This is a genomic window from Chlorogloeopsis sp. ULAP01 (assembly GCF_030381805.1).
Classification (GTDB): Bacteria; Cyanobacteriota; Cyanobacteriia; order Cyanobacteriales; family Nostocaceae; genus Chlorogloeopsis.
The window spans coordinates 217,248-235,201 of record NZ_JAUDRH010000017.1 but is presented as its reverse complement, the minus strand read 5'-3'; the positions used below and the strand labels follow the sequence as shown (position 1 = coordinate 235,201).

21 protein-coding genes and 2 pseudogenes are annotated in these 17,954 nt (G+C 41.0%); 15 read left to right on the top strand and 8 right to left on the bottom strand.

The features are described 5' to 3' along the window. The coding region (locus tag QUB80_RS29325) for a hypothetical protein (protein ID WP_289792974.1) at positions 1–290 on the top strand (290 nt) is incomplete at its 5' end. On the opposite strand, the gene lgt is transcribed toward QUB80_RS29325, so the two are convergent. Next, the gene (gene lgt, locus QUB80_RS29320) at positions 263–1,138 is read right to left on the bottom strand and encodes a prolipoprotein diacylglyceryl transferase (RefSeq protein ID WP_289792973.1); all 876 of its coding nucleotides are present in this window, start codon (positions 1,136–1,138) and stop codon (positions 263–265) included. The two genes, QUB80_RS29325 and lgt, sit on opposite strands and share 28 nt — an antisense overlap. A gap of 475 nt (positions 1,139–1,613) precedes the next feature. Between lgt and coaD the strand changes: the two genes are divergently transcribed. Together coaD and QUB80_RS29310 are read left to right on the top strand one after the other, a co-directional pair. Next, the gene (coaD, locus tag QUB80_RS29315) at positions 1,614–2,186 is read left to right on the top strand and encodes a pantetheine-phosphate adenylyltransferase (protein WP_289792986.1); all 573 of its coding nucleotides are present in this window, start codon (positions 1,614–1,616) and stop codon (positions 2,184–2,186) included. Beyond that, entirely contained in the window at positions 2,075–2,746 is a 672-nt protein-coding gene (locus QUB80_RS29310) for an ATP synthase subunit B family protein (protein ID WP_289792972.1), read from the top strand. The genes coaD and QUB80_RS29310 overlap by 112 nt, the downstream gene beginning before the upstream one ends. 63 nt (positions 2,747–2,809) lie before the next feature. On the opposite strand, the gene QUB80_RS29305 is transcribed toward QUB80_RS29310, so the two are convergent. Beyond that, positions 2,810–3,424, bottom strand: a complete 615-nt coding sequence (locus QUB80_RS29305; RefSeq protein WP_289792971.1) for a class I SAM-dependent methyltransferase — start codon at positions 3,422–3,424, stop codon at positions 2,810–2,812. 440 nt (positions 3,425–3,864) lie between these two features. Here QUB80_RS29305 and QUB80_RS29300 point away from each other — a divergent pair, with 440 nt between their 5' ends. The 7 genes from QUB80_RS29300 (at position 3,865) to QUB80_RS29270 (ending at position 9,783) form a co-directional block, all read left to right on the top strand. After that, entirely contained in the window at positions 3,865–4,305 is a 441-nt protein-coding gene (locus QUB80_RS29300; RefSeq protein WP_289792970.1) for a SufE family protein, read from the top strand. A 210-nt stretch (positions 4,306–4,515) separates the two neighbouring features. Beyond that, positions 4,516–5,424, top strand: a complete 909-nt coding sequence (locus tag QUB80_RS29295) for an alpha/beta fold hydrolase (protein ID WP_289792969.1) — start codon at positions 4,516–4,518, stop codon at positions 5,422–5,424. Positions 5,425–5,576: 152 nt separating this feature from the next. Beyond that, positions 5,577–6,548 carry a CobW family GTP-binding protein gene (locus QUB80_RS29290; RefSeq protein ID WP_289792968.1) on the top strand — a complete coding sequence of 324 codons (972 nt, stop codon included), beginning with the start codon at positions 5,577–5,579 and terminating at the stop codon, positions 6,546–6,548. Positions 6,549–6,618: 70 nt separating this feature from the next. Further along, entirely contained in the window at positions 6,619–7,668 is a 1,050-nt protein-coding gene (locus QUB80_RS29285) for a WD40 repeat domain-containing protein (protein WP_289792967.1), read from the top strand. Between the two features lie 158 nt (positions 7,669–7,826). Continuing rightward, entirely contained in the window at positions 7,827–8,102 is a 276-nt protein-coding gene (locus QUB80_RS29280) for a hypothetical protein (RefSeq protein WP_289792966.1), read from the top strand. A 283-nt stretch (positions 8,103–8,385) separates the two neighbouring features. Then, entirely contained in the window at positions 8,386–9,393 is a 1,008-nt protein-coding gene (locus QUB80_RS29275) for a metal ABC transporter solute-binding protein, Zn/Mn family (protein WP_289792965.1), read from the top strand. A gap of 60 nt (positions 9,394–9,453) precedes the next feature. Further along, positions 9,454–9,783, top strand: a complete 330-nt coding sequence (locus QUB80_RS29270; protein WP_289792964.1) for an HNH endonuclease — start codon at positions 9,454–9,456, stop codon at positions 9,781–9,783. A gap of 168 nt (positions 9,784–9,951) precedes the next feature. On the opposite strand, the gene QUB80_RS29265 is transcribed toward QUB80_RS29270, so the two are convergent. From QUB80_RS29265 to QUB80_RS29255, 3 genes are all read right to left on the bottom strand, one after another. Next, complete coding sequence (locus QUB80_RS29265) at positions 9,952–10,791, bottom strand: class I SAM-dependent methyltransferase (protein WP_289792963.1); 840 nt, start codon at positions 10,789–10,791, stop codon at positions 9,952–9,954. A gap of 302 nt (positions 10,792–11,093) precedes the next feature. Next, positions 11,094–11,258 carry a hypothetical protein gene (locus QUB80_RS29260; RefSeq protein WP_289792962.1) on the bottom strand — a complete coding sequence of 55 codons (165 nt, stop codon included), beginning with the start codon at positions 11,256–11,258 and terminating at the stop codon, positions 11,094–11,096. Continuing rightward, positions 11,251–11,475 (bottom strand): hypothetical protein, encoded by a 225-nt coding sequence (locus tag QUB80_RS29255; RefSeq protein ID WP_289792961.1) that lies wholly within the window; start codon positions 11,473–11,475, stop codon positions 11,251–11,253. The genes QUB80_RS29260 and QUB80_RS29255 overlap by 8 nt, the downstream gene beginning before the upstream one ends. Positions 11,476–11,539: 64 nt before the next feature. On the opposite strand from QUB80_RS29255, the pseudogene atpH reads away from it, so the two are divergent. From atpH to QUB80_RS29230, 5 genes and pseudogenes are all read left to right on the top strand, one after another. After that, a pseudogene (gene atpH / locus QUB80_RS29250) lies at positions 11,540–11,854 on the top strand (ATP synthase F1 subunit delta); the annotation flags it as partial. 113 nt (positions 11,855–11,967) lie between these two features. Beyond that, positions 11,968–12,654, top strand: coding sequence for a hypothetical protein (locus QUB80_RS29245; protein WP_289792960.1), 687 nt, complete (start codon positions 11,968–11,970; stop codon positions 12,652–12,654). Positions 12,655–12,796: 142 nt separating this feature from the next. Beyond that, complete coding sequence (locus QUB80_RS29240; RefSeq protein ID WP_289792959.1) at positions 12,797–13,387, top strand: AAA family ATPase; 591 nt, start codon at positions 12,797–12,799, stop codon at positions 13,385–13,387. A 62-nt stretch (positions 13,388–13,449) separates the two neighbouring features. Then, positions 13,450–13,827: pseudogene (locus QUB80_RS29235) on the top strand (DUF433 domain-containing protein). Next, positions 13,824–13,976 (top strand): hypothetical protein, encoded by a 153-nt coding sequence (locus QUB80_RS29230; protein WP_289792958.1) that lies wholly within the window; start codon positions 13,824–13,826, stop codon positions 13,974–13,976. Before QUB80_RS29235 ends, QUB80_RS29230 begins: the two are co-directional and overlap by 4 nt. Positions 13,977–14,645: 669 nt before the next feature. Here the strand turns inward: QUB80_RS29230 and QUB80_RS29225 are convergent. The 3 genes from QUB80_RS29225 to psaB all read right to left on the bottom strand — a co-directional run bounded on the left by QUB80_RS29225 (position 14,646) and on the right by psaB (position 17,952). Next, positions 14,646–14,846: a photosystem I reaction center subunit VIII gene (locus QUB80_RS29225; protein WP_289792957.1), complete on the bottom strand. Its 201-nt coding sequence runs from the start codon at positions 14,844–14,846 to the stop codon at positions 14,646–14,648. Positions 14,847–14,908: 62 nt separating this feature from the next. Further along, positions 14,909–15,445 (bottom strand): photosystem I reaction center subunit XI, encoded by a 537-nt coding sequence (locus QUB80_RS29220; protein WP_289792956.1) that lies wholly within the window; start codon positions 15,443–15,445, stop codon positions 14,909–14,911. A 281-nt stretch (positions 15,446–15,726) separates the two neighbouring features. Then, positions 15,727–17,952: a photosystem I core protein PsaB gene (gene psaB, locus QUB80_RS29215; protein WP_289792955.1), complete on the bottom strand. Its 2,226-nt coding sequence runs from the start codon at positions 17,950–17,952 to the stop codon at positions 15,727–15,729. Positions 17,953–17,954 lie beyond the last annotated feature (2 nt).

Here is a 17,954-nt window from a genome sequence, read left to right as displayed (position 1 = left end):
CGCCAAGGGCGTACAGCAGTCCCCCAACCCTTACGGGAAGCCTTTCAGGTTCAGGGGTTCGCAATCGTGACGGGAACCGCCAAGACTGCGAACCCCTCACCGCTTTGCGTCTACGCCGGGAACCGCCTTTGGTGGTGGGCTGCTTCACCGCACTGGCTCCGCAAGGGCGCGCTGCCTCCCGTACAGTAGTTAGTTGTTCTCTCCCCATCTTCCCCATCTCCTCTGCCCCTGGTGCTCCCCTACTCCTTGTCTCCCACTCTTCCTATCTCCCACTTTCTCCTTCCTTTTGAGGGGTAGAAACTACATCAGGTAACGGACGTTTAAAAATATAAAGCCAGGCTAATCCAGCTAATCCTAAGAAGATTCCGATTAAACTCACCACTTGTGCAATTCTAAGTGGCCCAAGCATTAAGCTATCAGTCCGAAGACCTTCTATCCACAAACGTCCTAAACTGTAGGCTGCCAAGTACAACGTAAACAAAGTACCTGTCTTTAATGGTGGCTTGCCCCGCAAACCCCGAAAAAACAACGTGATGAGCAAAGCAAACACCATTAAATTCCACAAAGATTCATACAGAAAGGTGGGATGAAAATATTCAAAATTAGCAAGTTCTGGGGGACGGCGTTCTGGGGGAATATACAGTTTCCAAGGTAAATTGGTAGGATCGCCAAATGCTTCAGAGTTGAAAAAATTGCCCCAACGTCCGATCGCCTGTCCTAAAATCAATGAAGGAGCCACTAAATCCGCCAGTTGCCAAAAAGAAACACGCTTGAGTTTGGCAAAGATTATAGATGCTACTAGACCACCGAGAATTGCTCCATGAATAGCAATACCTCCTTGCCAAATGGCAATGATTCGCTCTGGATGCTGGGCATATTCTGACCATTCAAACAAAACATAATATAGCCGCGCTGCTGGAATTGCTCCAATTACCAACCAAATTGACAAATCACCTATCAACTCTGGATTTATATTACGGCGCTTTGCCAGGTACTGGGAGAGAGCAACACCAATTAATACTGCTGTAGCAATCAACAAGCCGTACCAACGGATAGCGATCGGCCCTATTCTCACAAAAATCGGCCCAGGAGATGTAAATTGAAATCCTAAAGGTAAGACGGAAAGATCCAATGCCATGCAGAAGTACCTAACTCAGCACTCATAACTCTAAACTGTTACGCTGCAACTGCAACAGCCATAAAATTGATTGTGACACTTCATTAAACAAATATAATTTGACGGCTTCTCAGACAGCCGAAAACTGACTAAGCTACTTACGGTGTGCCTTACTGTAGACGCCAGAGGCGTTCTTGTAGGGTGGCTTCAAGGGAGTGCTAACGCTGCCCCAGGATACTTTGATAGATGAACTCAAAGAATAACTTGTGGAAGTTATCACCCCATCAACATTTTGCCATGCTGACCAATTGATTAAGATGTTGACATCGCCAATTAAATCTTTGAGGATATAGTGATGTCACTGTTGCAGCAGTAGAGTTGTCAATTTTGATTAGCTAATAATTAATAGACTGTTAATTGTAAAGTAAAAATGCATATAGCAATGAATAAACTATGCTTGGATATAATCACCTAAACAACTGTGAGGCAAAAAATTGTGATTGCCATTTATCCAGGTAGCTTTGACCCTGTTACTTTGGGACACCTTGATATCATCGAACGCGGCAGTCGGCTATTTACACAGGTGATTGTTGCCGTACTGCGGAATCCTAACAAAATGCCTCTGTTTACAGTGCAAAAACGCTTAGAACAGATTCGTCAATGTACTAAACATCTACCTAATATTGAAGTAGACGCCTTTGATGGTTTAACTGTTAATTATGCCCAAATGCGGCAAGCTTCTGTTCTGTTGCGTGGGCTAAGAGCAATTTCAGACTTTGAAGTTGAGCTACAAATGGCTCACACAAATAAAACTCTTTCTACCGATATAGAAACTGTTTTTCTGGCCACATCAAACGAGTATAGTTTTTTAAGTAGTAGTGTGGTAAAAGAGATCGCAAGGTTTGGTGGTTCTGTCGATCATCTTGTTCCCCCGCACGTCGCCCTGGATATTTACCAATGCTACGCCCAAAACCAGCCCATATCGAATCCGATCACAACGGAAGCATTCCCGCCCCGCCAGAGTTCCGCGATGGAATCTCTGAAGACTCTACGCGAACAGGAAGTATAGATATTCACCAGGAACTCAATCATCTTGAGGAAATCATCCTTGCTAGTTTACATATTCCACTGACGCAATACACGTTAGTGGATGAAGAGAAATTGCTCGAACAGCTTGATTTTGTTCGGCTGTCTCTGCCACCAGCTTTTCAACAAGCAGCAGAAATTCTCATACACAAAGAGGAAATTATCCTACAAGCTGAAGAGTACGGACAGCAGATTGTAGAAGCAGCACAAGCCAAAAGAGCGCAAATTTTAGATAATAGCGAAATCCTCAAGCAGGCAGAGCGAGAAGCCTCCGAACTGCGGCGGCAAGTGCAGCAAGAGTGCGAAGCGATGATGCAAGAAACTCTCGAAGATATTGATCGTAAACGTCGCCAATGTCAGCAAGAAATAGAGGAAATGCGAAGAACTGCGATCGCAGAAGCTCAAGCAATTCAAGATGGGGCTGATGAGTATGCTGACAGCGTTTTACAAAATATTGAGGAGCAACTTCACGATATGTTGCGCATTGTCCGCAATGGTCGGCATCAATTGCAACAAGAATTACCTACGCAGCGTAATTCCTAACTTGCGAAAAAGCTGATAATCTAATCTGCTTGTTCAAGTCATCAACCTGTTGTTTTTGCTACTTTATATGATTTTATTTGCAACGAACGCCGTATGAGCTTTCGGCAGATGGTAGCTTCTATAACTACTCATCCTGCTAACCTGGAAACCTACTCGGCAAAGTTCTCTTGCTATATCTGTAGACTTATATAATTGTAGACAATGTATTTCATCATCCCGTCTATAATATTTTCCTATTTTCCGAAAGCTGGTAATCCTACGGGTTAATGTCTGAAGATTTCGGTTCTCCTCCTTTTCGACTAGTACCACCCAATCCTCTCCTTGAGAAAACCCTTTAGTTACTTTTTCTGGTAGTACTTGTCCAGGTTCCGCAATATCGAAGATGAAGACACCACCTGGAGTTAAAGCACTGTATACACGAAGAAACAACTGAGTTAGCGTTTGCCAATTATTATCTGGATCAAATAGATAGTTGAGACACTCACCAATCGAAGTAACGGCTTTGCACTGAGGGATATCTGTCTTGAACAGCGATTCAATTCGAAACTCAGCATCTGGTACTCTTGTTCGAGCGATCGCAATTAGCGCCTCAGAGATATCCACTCCCAGAACGTGATAATGAGCTTTGGAGAGTTCTTGCGCCCATAATCCGCTTCCACAACCTAAATCAACTACCAAACCATTACATACTTTGTTCTGAGTAAAGATTTCTAAGATTCCAGGGGCAGATTTGAGAGCGAAGTCACTTTAAGCTCATCCTCCGACTGAAGTCTGGGGGATTTCGCGGGCATCGGGAATTGGGAATTGGGCATTGGCCAATGCATGAATGCCCCTTGCCCCAAGACGACGGACGACGATTCTGAGCGCCCCTTAAAGGAACGGGCTTCCCCGTCGTCTTTTGGTGACCTACATCATGAATATAGGCTAGGTCTTCTTTATACCACTCTTTCATATTGTGATTTTACATACACTTGTGTTAAATGCTCTTGTCTAATTGTCTTGAGTTTTCTATTTTGTATTTTTATGGCAAACTACTAGCCTAATAGTCCAATCAAAGCGCAATCAACCCTCAAGATAATCTACACTCAAGGTGGGAGCGTTGATTACCTTGTCGTGTTATGTCCTCTAGCATAGATTCACTACCACCTAATCTTGCCAAAATCGTCCAGCGTTTTAAACGCGCTACAGATCCCAAACGCCGTTATGAACAACTAATCTGGTACGGTCAGCGGTTAAAAGAATTTCCAGAAGCTGATAAACTACCAGAAAACAAAGTTCCTGGCTGCGTTTCCCAAGTTTATGTCACAGCTATCTTGGAAGATGGCAAAGTAGTGTTTCAAGGTGACTCTGATTCTCAATTAACCAAAGGATTAGTGGGTTTATTGATCGAGGGTTTAAATGGACTCACATCTCATGAAATTGTTCAACTTACTCCAGATTTTATTCAAGAAACTGGTTTAAATGTTAGCTTAACGCCTTCCCGCGCTAATGGTTTTTATAATATTTTCAAAACCATGCAAAAAAAAGCTTTGGAATGTCAACCCCCGAAAGGGAATTAAAAATTAAAAATTTAGAATCAATCATTGAAGAGCCATAAGGCTTTTGTTAACTAGTTTAGTGATTAGTAAGGGCGGGTTTTGTTGATTATTTCTGGGTGAAAACCGACATAATTAGCAAGGCGCGCTGCCTCCCGTACAGTAGTTAGTTGTTAATGGTAAATAATTAATAACCAACAACCAATAACTAAACAACTACAAAATTTTCGTCTAATGTCTACCAATTTATTATCAACTCCTACAAATTTCGGTTTAGGCGGAGAAGTAAAAGAACTCTCTTGGAACTGGAAAAACCAGCAATTGCGAATTGCGTATGAAACTCTTGGCAGTGGTTCGCCACTACTGCTGCTGCCAGCTTTCAGCACAGTTTCCACACGAGAGGAAATGAGCGGAATTGCAAAGCTACTAGCTCCCTACTTTCAAGTAGTAGCAGTAGATTGGCCCGGATTTGGCGACTCTTCGCGTTTGCCTGTCAGTTATGACCCTAATTTATATCAGAATTTTCTAGAAAATTTTGTTACCTCTGTATTTAATACCCCGATCGCAATAGTTGCTGCTGGGCATAGTGCAGCTTATGTTCTGAAACTAGCCAAAGAAAATCCAACCGCAATTTCACGTATAGTTTTAGTAGCACCAACTTGGCGTGGCCCTTTACCGACAATGGGAGCTAATCGGCAGTTAGCTGGAATTTTTAGGGAAATAGTGCGATCGCCTATCCTCGGTCAAATCCTCTATAAGCTCAACACCGTACCATCTTTTTTAAGTTTTATGTACCGTCGTCACGTTTACGTTGACGCAAATAAGCTTACTCCTAGTTTCATCGAACACAAGTGGCAAAATACCCAACAGCCAGGAGGTAGATTTGCCCCTGCTGCCTTCGTAACAGGTTCTCTTGATGCCGTACACAACCAAACTGATTTTCTGGCACTAGTTCGGGATTTGTCTGTGCCATTGATGGTAGTAATTGGAGAATCTTCTCCGACTAAATCACGTGCTGACATGGATGCTTTAGCAGCTTTAAATGGAGTACAAGCAGCAGTTGTTCCTGGTTCCTTAGGAATGCATGAAGAATACCCACAAGCTGTAGCAGAGGTAATATTACCCTTTTTAGTCAATAGTTAGTGGTTAGTAGTTCTCCCCAGCCCCTCTGCTTTATTGTCCCTTTTTATCCGTTATATTCTTTAAATCATTTGTTGCCCTGCTTTTCTCTATCTGGGCATCAGTGGTTAAATTGGAAGTGATTATCATTTTGAAACGCAAGAGGCATCTGGGATATGGTCAGTGCTGCGACAATAGACGTAGTTCCAGTAACAGTTCTCACCGGCTATCTGGGAGCAGGAAAAACTACTCTGCTCAATCGCATTCTCACCTACGAACACGGTAAGAAAGTTGCTGTGATCGTGAATGAATTTGGGGAAGTAGGTATCGATAATCAATTGGTTATCGATACGGATGAAGAAATTTTTGAGATGAACAACGGCTGTATTTGCTGTACGGTGCGGGGTGATTTAATTCGCATTATCGGCAATTTGATGAAACGCCGGAATAAATTTGACCATTTAGTAATTGAAACTACTGGACTAGCAGATCCTGCACCTGTGATTCAAACATTCTTTGTTGATGAAGATATGCGGGACAAGATAGAGCTAGATGCGGTAGTTACGGTTGTGGATGCCAAGCATATCTGGGAGCATTGGGAAGCGGAGGAAGCACAAGAACAGATTGCTTTTGCCGATGTAATCCTACTAAATAAAACGGATTTGGTGACACCAGACGTGCTAGATGAGTTAGAAAGGCGGATTCGCTCAATGAATGCGATGGCAAAAATCCATCGCACTCGTAACTCTGAGGTAGAAATGGATGCTCTTTTAGGCGTGAAAGCCTTTGATTTGGATCGTGCTTTGGAAATCGATCCAAATTTCTTGAAGGAAGACGCCCACGAACATGATGAAACTGTATTTTCTGTGGCTTTAGTAGAACAAGGGGCATTAGATGGAGAGAAATTAAACAGTTGGTTAGGGGAACTACTGCGAACCCAGGGGCCTGATATTTTCCGTATGAAAGGAATTTTGAACATTGATGGAGAAGACGATCGCTTTGTTTTCCAAGGAGTGCATATGATCTTTGAAGGTAAACCCGATCGCCCTTGGAAAGCAAACGAAACCCGGAAAAACGAATTGGTGTTCATAGGGCGTAATCTTGATGAAGCCAAACTTAGAGAAGATTTTCTCGCCTGTATGGCGTAAACGAAGATAAAAAGTAAAAAGGCTTAAGCCTTTTTACTTTTTTTCTCAACATTTTAAATTTTTAATTGTTATGAATCCCTCTACTATTGACTCTAAAGAGTTTAAACAGTTATTTTCAACGACACTTTCAGATTACATCACAGCGATCGCTTGGTCACCACAAGGTAAAACTTTAGCAGCCGCTTCTGCTTTTGGAGAAGTTGTACTATGTGAAAATGAAAAGCTGACTACCCTGCAAGTTGGTAATGATGTATCTTTCAACTGCCTTGCCTTTTCCTATGATGGGCAGTTCTTAGCTGTTGGTGGGCAAGACGGACGAGTGAAAATATGGCGAAAAGGTCAATTAATCAGCACTTTAGGAAATGCTACCGCTTGGATTGACAAACTGACTTGGCACCCTACCAGCAACCAGCTAGCTTTTAGTTTGGGGCGCTACGTCCAAGTTTGGGATGCTGATTTTCGTGAGATTGTTGTTACCCTAAATTTTGAGTCGTCTTCGGCATTGGGTATTGACTGGTCTAGCGACGGGGAGTACCTTGCTATTTGCGGTCATCGAGGAGTAAAGGTATGGAATAGCCAAGATTGGTATGAGGAACCGTACATACTAGATATACCTTCTGCTTGTATTACTATGGCTTGGTCGCCAGATGGCAAGTATCTCGCTTCTGCTAATATGGATCGCACGCTGACTGTTGTTGAAACTCAGCTCTTAATCTCTGGCAAAGAACCTCAGCCTTGGGTAATGCGGGGTTTTCCTGGAAAAATTCGCCATATTGCATGGTCAAACATTAGTAACCAAAACAATGCGCCTCTTTTAGCCTGCTGTAGTGTTGATGGTATTATCGTGTGGGAAAAGTCGCCTGATGAATCACTGGGTTGGGAAGCAACGGTGTTAACTAATCATGTAGATGTAATTAATGCGATCGCTTTTGCACCCAACAGCTTGCTGCTTGCTTCTGCTGGTGCTGATGGCTGGATTTGTTTGTGGCAACAAGCCAAGCAAGTATTGCAAATTCTCACAGGCGCCTCTGAAGGCTTTTCTTGTCTAGCATGGCATCCCCAAGGCAACCAAATTGCCGCAGGTGCTGAAAATGGTGAATTGATAATTTGGTCAAAGTAAATGTATAGCAGGGAACAGTAAAAATTCCACTTTTATTCTTGACGATGAAACTTGTTTCATCGAGACAGCCTTTTTTAAACTAGCGGGAACAACAGCAACTAATGACCAATCAGTAATAATTGGGTATGCTGTAATGCTATAGTGTCTTTTTTTCAACTATGAAAATAATCAAACTAATTTTGCTGGCTTTTCCTGTAGTCACTGCCTCTATACTGCTAATTGCCAGTCCCGCAGTTGCATCAGGTTTCCAATCTACAACTGTTACACCCCATGTCACCTTGAGTTCAACACAACCAATTCACCAATTAGTTGCGTCCAAGGTGTCTAGTGATTCCAAATCAATCATGGATCAACTCGGTTGTAATTGTGCTAGTTGTGTTAGAGCTAAACTCCAAATGGAAGGTCAACTGACACTTAAAAGCTTTTTATATTAACCCTAATCGAGAGTGCTTTTAAACTTTTCTATAAAAAAGGTGAGGAGTTACTTTTTAGTTAACTCCTCATTTTCTCATTTTCAATATTTATTGCTAAATTCATTTATTAATAATCACCAATTTTTCTCATAGTCTAAATTTTGATTCGGAATAAATAGTAATATTTATAAAATATCCTACTACTAAACAATAATATATCTATTAATAAGCAAATTTGGCTTTCAGGCAACGCCCACTATTTTTTCTACCCCTAACTCCTAATTCAACTGTTAATCGGGGTTTTATGTCAAAAACATTACAACATAACCAACTTCTACGTCTGATATTCATTACTTTAACTGCTGGATGTGTTGGCTGTAGTAATGTCAGTAATTTGCTCAACACTTCTTCTACAACTACTGTTACCTCGGATGAATTAAACAGTAATTTACCTAGAGTTGTTGCAACTACTAGTGTTCTCTGTGATTTAATCAAACAGGTGGCAGCACAGACTGTAGCTCTTACCTGCTTAATTCCTCCTGAGATTAATCCTCATCTTTATCAACCAAAAACGGAAGACCGTCAAGCTCTCAATGAAGCAAATATTATTTTCTTTAATGGATATAATTTTGAACCAAATTTATTCAAAGTTATAAAAGCAAGTAAAAATGGTGCAGCAAAAATCGCAGTTGCTCAACGTGCTGTCCCCAAACCATTGCAATATAGAAAAGATGGAAGAATAGTACCCGATCCTCATGTTTGGCACAATCCCAAAAATGGGATGAGGATGGTAGAAGTAATTAGCGCTAATCTTAGTAAAGTGTCTCCTGAGCATACATCTATCTACAAAAGTAACACTCAAAAAATCAAACAAGAACTAACACAACTGGATACCTGGATTAAATCGAGAATAGCTAGTATTCCTCCCAAAAACCGTGAGTTAATTACTGTCCACAACACAATGGGTTATTATGCAAAAGCTTATAATCTTTCATGGACAAGTGTTTTGCAAAGTGTTAATAATCAAGAACAAATTCCAGCTACGAGAGTTAAAACACTAGTTCAAACTATTAAACAAGCAAGAGTGCCACGAATTTTTATAGAGACTACAACCAATCCTAGTATATTGAACCCTGTTACTCAAAAAGCAAAAGTAAAAGTCTCTAAAAGGCAATTATTTGCTGATAATTTAGGAGAATTAGGAACTGATGGAGATACCTATCAAAAAATGCTTACTGCTAACACCCGCACAATTGTAGAAGGGCTAGGCGGAACATATCTCATTTTTGAACCACATACAGTCAAAAATTAAATCATAAATTTTAAATCAAATCTAAAATTTATGTAATATCAAATTGGCATAGCAAGTTTTGTGTCAAAATTCTGGAATAGCCTATTAATCAATAGTTTTAATCCAAAATTTAAAATTGGTATGACTTGTGAATTATGTGAAAGAGAAGTGAAATGCCTGACTGTTCATCACTTGATTCCTAGACAGAAAAAAGGTCATCATGGGCCGAAAATAAATATATGTTCTGCCTGTCATAGGCAAATTCACAATTTGTTTGATAATACCCGTCTGGCACAAGAGTTAAATTCAGTAGAAAAGTTAAAAAATGAACCAAAAATGCAGAAATTTATAGCTTGGGTAAGGAAGCAAAATCCTGATAAACGTGTCAAGGTTAATCGCCATAAAGGATAAATATTAAAGCTTATATAGTTTCATTGTTTGTAATACTACAGAATTATTCTGTATATATAATTTGTGCATAAACATCTAGGAAATTTTTGTATAAGATTCTATTAAGGGGCGACTATTAATCTAGAACTCAGCAGTAGAAAACTTTGCCAGCCTGCTCCAAAAGACTTTTTAGTTGGTTGGTATAGGATGTAAGCCTAATTGAGCAATAGCGTAAAGATGACTCCCAGTAATTCGATTAAACAATATTGACAACAAACCCTTAGTTCCACCAATTTCACTCATAATAGAAAATTCATCTATTAACTCAAACCGCTCACTCCATTCAATAACTTCCTGAATATTGCTTATTCCCCATCTAAACTTGGCAGACGTTTTATGAATATACTTTGACTTATTTGCAACTCTAACTAGTAAAGGATGAACATAATCAAAAATAATTTGTGTTTGTGTCATAAAATGCTTTGCAACCATTTGGAAAAAATTTTTAACTTCTGTCGGTTCAATAAAGTTGAGAACACCCTCGCAAATAATAATTACTGGCTCATTAATAGACCAAAAAACTATATTTAACCACTTTGGATCAGTCAAGGAACATCCGTACAAATGGTAGCGATTATTCTGCGGAAGAAGAGTAGACTTAACCTTAATTACTTCTGATAAATCAATATCGAACCACTTCAAATGACCATTATCTACCCGATAAAACTGTGTCGATAAACCCGCTCCTAAGCTAATTACTGTTGCATCTGGATAAGCATCCAAGAACAGCCGCAATTGTCGGTCAAAAATACGTCCTCGAACAATATTTTTTCGGAGTGAATCTGTATCAAGCGGCAAAGTGGAGAAATCAATATTTAATTTAGGCAAAATGTCTTCTGCGATCGCGTCTTGAAATTGGAGATCTGGGAAAAGAGTAGATGCCTGCGCGCGTGCTATAAACGGAATTAAAAGCGTTTCTGATACGCCTTGTAAACAAGACACGTCAATATAATCACCTGTCTTGCCCATAAAATCTCACTCATACTTATTGCAACGTAACGATTCTAGCTGAAATTTCACAAACAATTACAGACTTGAACTACACCCACCAATAAGCTCAAAATTAGCACTCGCCCCCACAAAAATGGAGCCAGTTAGCTACAATTCATCTTTTATATTATATTTGGGCAACCTATGTGTAACATAGATTACAGGCGAAAATGATTCTCTTACACCCAACATATATAAGCAAACTTTGTGCGTAAGTTCTGACTGGATTAAGCCCCCAAACAGCGATCAATTGCCCAAAATATCAGATAACTCTTGCTACTCTAAGGATCTACTTGTTTAGTTTCAGTAGGCGGATGTTTAATCTCTCCCTCACTGTAACCTAGTTCATACATACTCGCAGCTTGAGAATCTTGTTCTGGTGGCACTTTAGGTTTTCCAGCCCAAGCATCAGATTTCCCTAAGTTAAACCAATCTTCGTCAGTCATTCCAGAGCCAAATGTATTCTGTGTTGTTTGGTTCATAGTCAGCATCCCTACTTTTGTTAAACACGTTAGTTTCTTGCACAACTATCGGGAACGCTACGCTGGCAGTTATTAAGTTACGCGATCGCCAGCCTATCTCGGAAGTATGTATAAATGTATTCATGACTGTATTAACTTTACGGATACAGTGGAGATTGGCTGGGTGTTTGGCAGCGCTCATAATTTACGATAATTGCACTACTGTTTAACAAAATTCTTATACCGTTGGTAAGAACAAGAGAATTAATTTTTTAATGCTTTTAGTAGATCGTTGCCGGATCTTGTGGTTACAAGGTATTTGCCAAGAATACCAACGTTTGTTACGTGAATTAAACCAGATCGTACTAGCTGAAGCGATCGCCACCATTGAACTCACGGAAAAACAACAGCAGGCGATCGCCGAAAAAGTCAAAGAAATGACAGGGGCTAAACAAGTTGAACTCAAAACCCGTATTGATCCAAATATACTTGGTGGTCTCGTCGTTAAAGTTGGCTCTCAAGTGATAGATATTAGTCTGAGAGAGCAACTTCGTCGCCTTGCAAATTCTTTGATGAAATAATGCTGAACCGTTTGCGGTTACAGAGCAACTCGGTTTTAGATCCTTGAGTTACTCGTGAAGAATCTGGGAAATATAGGTCTATTGTGAGTAGCTATTAGGATAAGGAGTCTTCAGTGAGCGACTTATATGAGCTAGGGTTTACGCTTGAGTTGAAGCCAGATTTATCGCAAGAAGTGATTGATACATTGCTTTATATGACTCGATCGGGTGGTGTCAGTGCTCAAGCACCTCGACTGGAACATCCATTTTTTCACATCCAAGGGTTCAGCACAGAATGGACAAACCTGATCTCCAATCCACGGGAAGATGATGAAGAGATACTGGGTGGAGCTTGTGGTAGCATTCTCACCAATAACCGTTTGACATTTCGAGGTCTTATTCACGAACATCCTTTTTGGAATACTTGGGAGCAATTCAAAGACTGGTTATCGTCGATTAGTTCAACAACTGGACTAATTGGTTATTATCGAAATATCAACTATGATGACCAAGTTACTTTGATTTCATTCCAATCGGAAGGGGTTTGTGAGATAGATTGTGATGAGCTCTCAGAACTTGAAGAATTGCAGAATCAGATAATTGGCAATTTAGAGAACTCAGTTTTTGAATCTCCTGTAATTCGGGAAACACAAAGCCTGGGAGAGTTAGCAAAAGCGAAGGGCTATTTAGTCATGCGTGTTCCAGGATTAGGAATAATAGAGCTATTGCGACCCTCTCAAGATGATCCCACACAGATGGTATCAGTTGCGCGATCGAGTTCCGAAGAGGAAATTAGACAAGCGATTGAACAGGAGCTGTAGCTTCCTGGCGTCTATCTAACAAATGCGTTACAGCAGACTGGCTCAAGCTCATGTATTGTGAAGGATGCTTGCAGGACTGGAACGAGATACCCACTTGCTAAAGTGATAGATTGTAGTCGCTCTAACAAAATCGCTGCCACTAATGATAATTTGGTTAAATGGAGCCTTTGGTATCGGCAAAACCCAGACTGCCTTTGAGTTACACAGTCGCATTCCTGGTAGTTTTGTGTTCGATCCTGAGCAAATTGGCTTTTTCCTCCGCAAAATTGTACCGTCAGAAGTTCGTGTAGGAGACTTTCAAAATCATTTGATATGGCGCGAATTTACCTATCAAGGGCTACGATATGTTGCTGAGAACTTTACAGGAACAATCATCGTTCCCATGACTGTAGTTGATCATCTCTACTACGATCAAACTGTCGGTGCATTGAGACGTGAGGGTTTACAGGTACATCATTTTACTTTGCTTGCTTCTCGTGATACGATTCTTCGTCGATTGTGGCGACGTGGTGATGGCAGCAACTCTTGGAATGCACGTCAACTTGATCGTTGCTTGATGTCTTTGTCGGATGAGAAGTTTGCAGTTCACCTCAACACGGAAGGCAAAGCAATTGAGGCTGTTGCAGAGGAAATCGCACAGTATATTGATGTTGATCTCAAACCTCCAACTTGGCATCCAATCTTGCGTCCTTTAAAACGAATGATTGTGCAGGTACGCCATGTTCGTTTATAGTCAGTTGGTTGTAGCGATACTATAAAGGTAAATTCCAAGAGAAATTCTCTGAGGCTATGGGTATGGCTCCAATATCCAATGAGCAGTCAAGTATCATTCGTACCGAACGCAGACTGACGATCGCAGGCACTCGCATCAGTCTCTACGATGTAATGGATTTTTTGAAAGCTCAATACCCACCTAAATTAATCCGCGACAAGTTCAACCTGACGGATGCACAGATCAATGCTGCCTTGTCTTACATTCAGGCAAATCAAACTCAAGTAGAAGCCGAATATCAAGATGTGCTGAAAACTAGAGAATAAATTCGCCAATATTGGGAAGAGCGCAACCGCGAACGCTTGGCTAAGATCAAAACTATGCCACGCAAACCCGATCGAGAAGCTCTCTGGGCAAAACTTGAGGAGCAAAAAGCCAAACGTGTCACCCAAAAAGCATGATTTTTCTGGTTGATTACAATCTTGACGGATATGCTCTTGTTTTGCTGGGTATTTTGACAAAGCGTGGTTGGCTGAAGTTGCTGTCTATCGACTTTGTTAATTTTAAAGAAGCTGGATTGTCTATGGATGGTAGCGATCGCATTGTTTAGCGTTATGCTCAATTCAACCAAATGATGATCCTTATATGATGTCCGCCAAATCACCCATAATAAACAGTTTGTAGTAAGGACTTCAGTCCCGGTTTGAGGACTAAAGTCCTCACTACGAGCAAACATTTTTATTCAGTTTGATTAATCGGACATGATATTACAGCCAACCGAAATATGAAAGGAAAGGATTCATTAGAACAGGTAATAATTAAAGCGATCGCGTCAAACACGCCCTAATACCAATTCTCGAAAAGAAGGCAACAGATGATGATGCGGGGACGTGGAGACTAGGAGACGCGGAGGTTGATGTGTAGCCAGATTTTAGAGAAAGAGTATAAATTCTGCTTGGAAACACTTGAAAAAAAAAAGCAAAGTCACAGTATTGGATTTACGGGCAGCAAATGCGGGGTGGGGTTCCGACTGTATTGCAACGAAGTGAGAATCGCTATATATGAAGCTCAATAAACCACCTCCTAATACCATTTTGAAAAAAGAATGCGACAAATAGTAAAGACGCGCTGTTTGAAGCGTCTCTACATCAGGATGTGTTGCAAACATTTATTAAATCGGTATGAGATGAGGAGGGGGTTTTTTTAGACCTATTTACTTCTGTTTATTTAACATTCAACATTTCTGATTTTGGCGAAGATATGGTCAACAGATACTCTTTTACAGATTAGGTGCTTCAAATTCCCCAACTTGTGCAGGATTACTATCTGTTTCTTGAGTTTGCTCTGAGTCTTCTTTTTGAATCCATAAAAATAGTATAGCAAACACGGGAAAAGGCAAAATATAAAAAATTAGGGGAATCATGATCCAGGGTAACCATGAAGCAGCATAGTCACCTGTGAGTTGTGTCATATCTACCATGATGTACTCCTCTCAAATTCAAAATTTAAAATTCAAATTTATCCTATGCAAAATCAGTGGAATTAAAACGGCAGGCAGCTAACATTAACTGCTCCTCTAAGGATGGCATCCAAGGAGTCAAAATTTTCGAGCAGTAAATATGCAAATACTGCACCACCCATTGCACCAAGAAAAATTCCACCGTTTAATTGGCTCCATTCTTCACGATTTCTCAATGGTCTTAATGAGTCTGTGGAATAAGCACTATAAGAACCTTTCGGATTCCCTTGGAATGTTGTAATCGCAAAAATGGAAATTCCCAAACAAGCAGATACAGCTATATATATGGCAGTGATTAATCCACTGAGATTTGCTCCATGTGCTGATTCCCGTAAAGGCCCAATAACAACCTCCGGCCCGACAAGAAAATACCCGTGAGCCATACCAATTTCGAGTCCCCGCATGAAAGGAGTTAACCCTTTACGATAGGCAGGTAAATTATTAATGAAAGCTCTAGCTAAAGGAGAATCATTAATAGGGGTTGATAAATTACCAAGACAAGGATCGCCTTTGAAGGGTTTTATTATATCTGTATCAACCGTATCAACTGTATTAGACATTATTATTACCTTTTGGATTGAACAGGTTTATTTTGATCTTCATTTTCAATATATCAATTCTTGATTTTTTAAAATATGTTTTTAGAAATTTTTAATAATAAATTAAACACTCATGCAAACACAAATAGGAAAGTCTCTTGCTCAGTCAAGCAAGAGAGGAGGTCGAAACTTTATATTTTTAATAATTGAATTTCTGAAATAAAAATAACAAAGTATAACCTTGAAAACTGAGATTGATTTGTTAACTGTTGACAGTCAAAAGTTAACTGCCAACAGTTGATTCATTGACCAAACTTACTTGCCGTTGACGCAATTAAAAAGGCTCCGTAGGTAGCGATATAACCAACAGTAAAGTGAGTTAAGCCGACTAAACGAGCCTGAACAATTGACAAAGCAACGGGTTTATCTCTCCAGTAGCCAAAGGATAGAGGCGTCTGTTCGTGTGCCCAAGCAAGAGTTTCGATTAACTCTTGCCAGTAACCCCGCCATGTAATTAGGAACATAAAGCTAACAGCCCAAGCTAAGTGTCCAAACAGGAACATCCAAGCCCAAACAGCTAAGTTACTAGTTCCATAAGGGTTATAGCCATTAATCAACTGGGCGGAGTTTGCCCAAAGGTAATCTCGGAACCAACCCATGAGATAGGTAGAAGATTCGTTGAATTGAGCGACATTCCCTTGCCAAATAGATAGATGCTTCCAATGCCAGTAGAAGGTTACCCAACCCAGAGTATTCAGCATCCAGAAGACGGCAAGGTAAGATGCATCCCAAGCTGAGATATCACAAGTACCACCCCTACCAGGCCCATCGCAAGGAAAGGCATAGCCAAAGTCTTTTTTATCGGGCATGAGCTTGGAACCACGAGCATCCAACGCACCTTTTACTAATATCAAGGTGGTGACGTGCAAACCAAGAGCGATCGCGTGATGAACATAAAAGTCACCCGGCCCAATTGTCAAGAACAATGAGTTAGTCCCGTTGTTGATTGCATCCAACCATCCCGGTAACCAGACATTGGCATGGTTAGGCCATGCCGTGAAAGCAATACTATCTGGGTTTGATAGTAGTGTGTTAAATCCATACAAAACCTTACCGTTAGCCGACTGGATAAACTGAGCAAAGACTGGCTCAATCAAGATTTGCTTATCAGCCGCGCCAAAGGCTACTTCTACATCGTTGTGGACGTACAGACCCAAGGTGTGGAAGCCTAAGAATAGGCATACCCAACTTAGATGAGCAATAATCGCTTCTTTGTGCTTCAACACTCGCTCTAAGACATTACCTTTATTCTGTTCTGGGTCGTAATCTTTAATCCAGAAGATGGCTGCATGGGAAAATGCCCCCACCATTAAGAACCCGGCAATATACTGATGATGTGTGTATAACGCCGCCATCGTGGTAAAGTCCTTGGCAATAAAAGCATAAGGCGGCATGGAATACATATGCTGTGCTGTCAAAGAGCTGGCAACGCCCAGACAAGCTAGTGCCAAAGAGAGTTGAAAATGCAGAGAATTATTTACTGTTTCGTACAGACCTTGGTGGGGTAGATTAAATGGCCCTTCAACTTTTCTACCAAAGAAAGTCTGAGCGTCCATCATCTGTTTGATGTTGTGACCGATACCCCAGTTAGTGCGGTACATATGACCCGCAACAATTAACAAGACTGCGATCGCTAAATGATGGTGTGCCATATCCGTCAGCCACAGGGATTGCGTCTGGGGATGGAAACCACCTAAGAATGTGAGAATTGCTGTGCCTGCACCTTGAGAGGTATTAAATATATGCTGGGCGGTATCAGGATTTTGAGCGTATGCTGCCCAATGACCCGTGAAAAATGGCCACAAACCAGCGGGATGGGGTGGAGTAAACAAAAAGTTATCCCAACCAACGTGTTGACCGCGAGATTCCGGGATAGCAACGTGTACTAAATGACCAGCCCAAGCTAGGCAGCTAACACCGAACAAACCTGCTAAATGGTGATTTAAGCGAGCTTCTGAATTTTTGAACCAACCCAGATTCGGGCGAAATCTAGGTTGTAAATGCAACCATCCTGCAAACAACCAAACTGCCGCTAGCAGAATTAGGAACAATGCACCAACATACAATTCAGTATTTGTCCGCAACCCGATAGTGTACCACCAGTGGTAGACGCCAGAATAGCAGATATCTACAGGGTTTCTCGCTCCTGCTTGGGTAAAAGCTTCAATCGCTCCCGGCCCAAATTGAGCATCCCAAATCGCGTGGGCAATAGGACGCACATGCACAGGATCTTTAATCCAGACCTCAAAATTACCTTGCCAAGCAACGTGGAACAAAATCCCCGACGCCCACAGAAAGATAATTGCTAGATGACCAAAGTGAGAGGCAAAAATCCTTTGATAAAGATTTTCCTCGGTCATCCCATCATGACTTTCAAAATCGTGAGCAGTGGCGATCGCATAGAAAATACGCCGCGTTGTCGGATCGCTAGCAAGGTCTTGGCTAAATTTTGGGAATTTAGTAGCCATAG

What these genes read in the sequence shown, in the direction of transcription:
- QUB80_RS29295 (WP_289792969.1), top strand. Translation starts at nt 4,516, where the DNA reads ATGTCTACCAATTTATTATCAACTCCTACAAATTTCGGTTTAGGCGGA.
- psaB (WP_289792955.1), bottom strand. Translation starts at nt 17,952, where the DNA reads ATGGCTACTAAATTCCCAAAATTTAGCCAAGACCTTGCTAGCGATCCG.
- QUB80_RS29230 (WP_289792958.1), top strand. Translation starts at nt 13,824, where the DNA reads ATGATTTTTCTGGTTGATTACAATCTTGACGGATATGCTCTTGTTTTG.
- QUB80_RS29225 (WP_289792957.1), bottom strand. Translation starts at nt 14,846, where the DNA reads ATGGTAGATATGACACAACTCACAGGTGACTATGCTGCTTCATGGTTA.
- QUB80_RS29240 (WP_289792959.1), top strand. Translation starts at nt 12,797, where the DNA reads ATGATAATTTGGTTAAATGGAGCCTTTGGTATCGGCAAAACCCAGACT.
- QUB80_RS29285 (WP_289792967.1), top strand. Translation starts at nt 6,619, where the DNA reads ATGAATCCCTCTACTATTGACTCTAAAGAGTTTAAACAGTTATTTTCA.
- QUB80_RS29300 (WP_289792970.1), top strand. Translation starts at nt 3,865, where the DNA reads ATGTCCTCTAGCATAGATTCACTACCACCTAATCTTGCCAAAATCGTC.
- QUB80_RS29220 (WP_289792956.1), bottom strand. Translation starts at nt 15,445, where the DNA reads ATGTCTAATACAGTTGATACGGTTGATACAGATATAATAAAACCCTTC.
- QUB80_RS29255 (WP_289792961.1), bottom strand. Translation starts at nt 11,475, where the DNA reads ATGAGCGCTGCCAAACACCCAGCCAATCTCCACTGTATCCGTAAAGTT.
- QUB80_RS29290 (WP_289792968.1), top strand. Translation starts at nt 5,577, where the DNA reads ATGGTCAGTGCTGCGACAATAGACGTAGTTCCAGTAACAGTTCTCACC.
- QUB80_RS29310 (WP_289792972.1), top strand. Translation starts at nt 2,075, where the DNA reads ATGCTACGCCCAAAACCAGCCCATATCGAATCCGATCACAACGGAAGC.
- QUB80_RS29265 (WP_289792963.1), bottom strand. Translation starts at nt 10,791, where the DNA reads ATGGGCAAGACAGGTGATTATATTGACGTGTCTTGTTTACAAGGCGTA.
- QUB80_RS29275 (WP_289792965.1), top strand. Translation starts at nt 8,386, where the DNA reads ATGTCAAAAACATTACAACATAACCAACTTCTACGTCTGATATTCATT.
- lgt (WP_289792973.1), bottom strand. Translation starts at nt 1,138, where the DNA reads ATGGCATTGGATCTTTCCGTCTTACCTTTAGGATTTCAATTTACATCT.
- QUB80_RS29280 (WP_289792966.1), top strand. Translation starts at nt 7,827, where the DNA reads ATGAAAATAATCAAACTAATTTTGCTGGCTTTTCCTGTAGTCACTGCC.
- QUB80_RS29260 (WP_289792962.1), bottom strand. Translation starts at nt 11,258, where the DNA reads ATGACTGACGAAGATTGGTTTAACTTAGGGAAATCTGATGCTTGGGCT.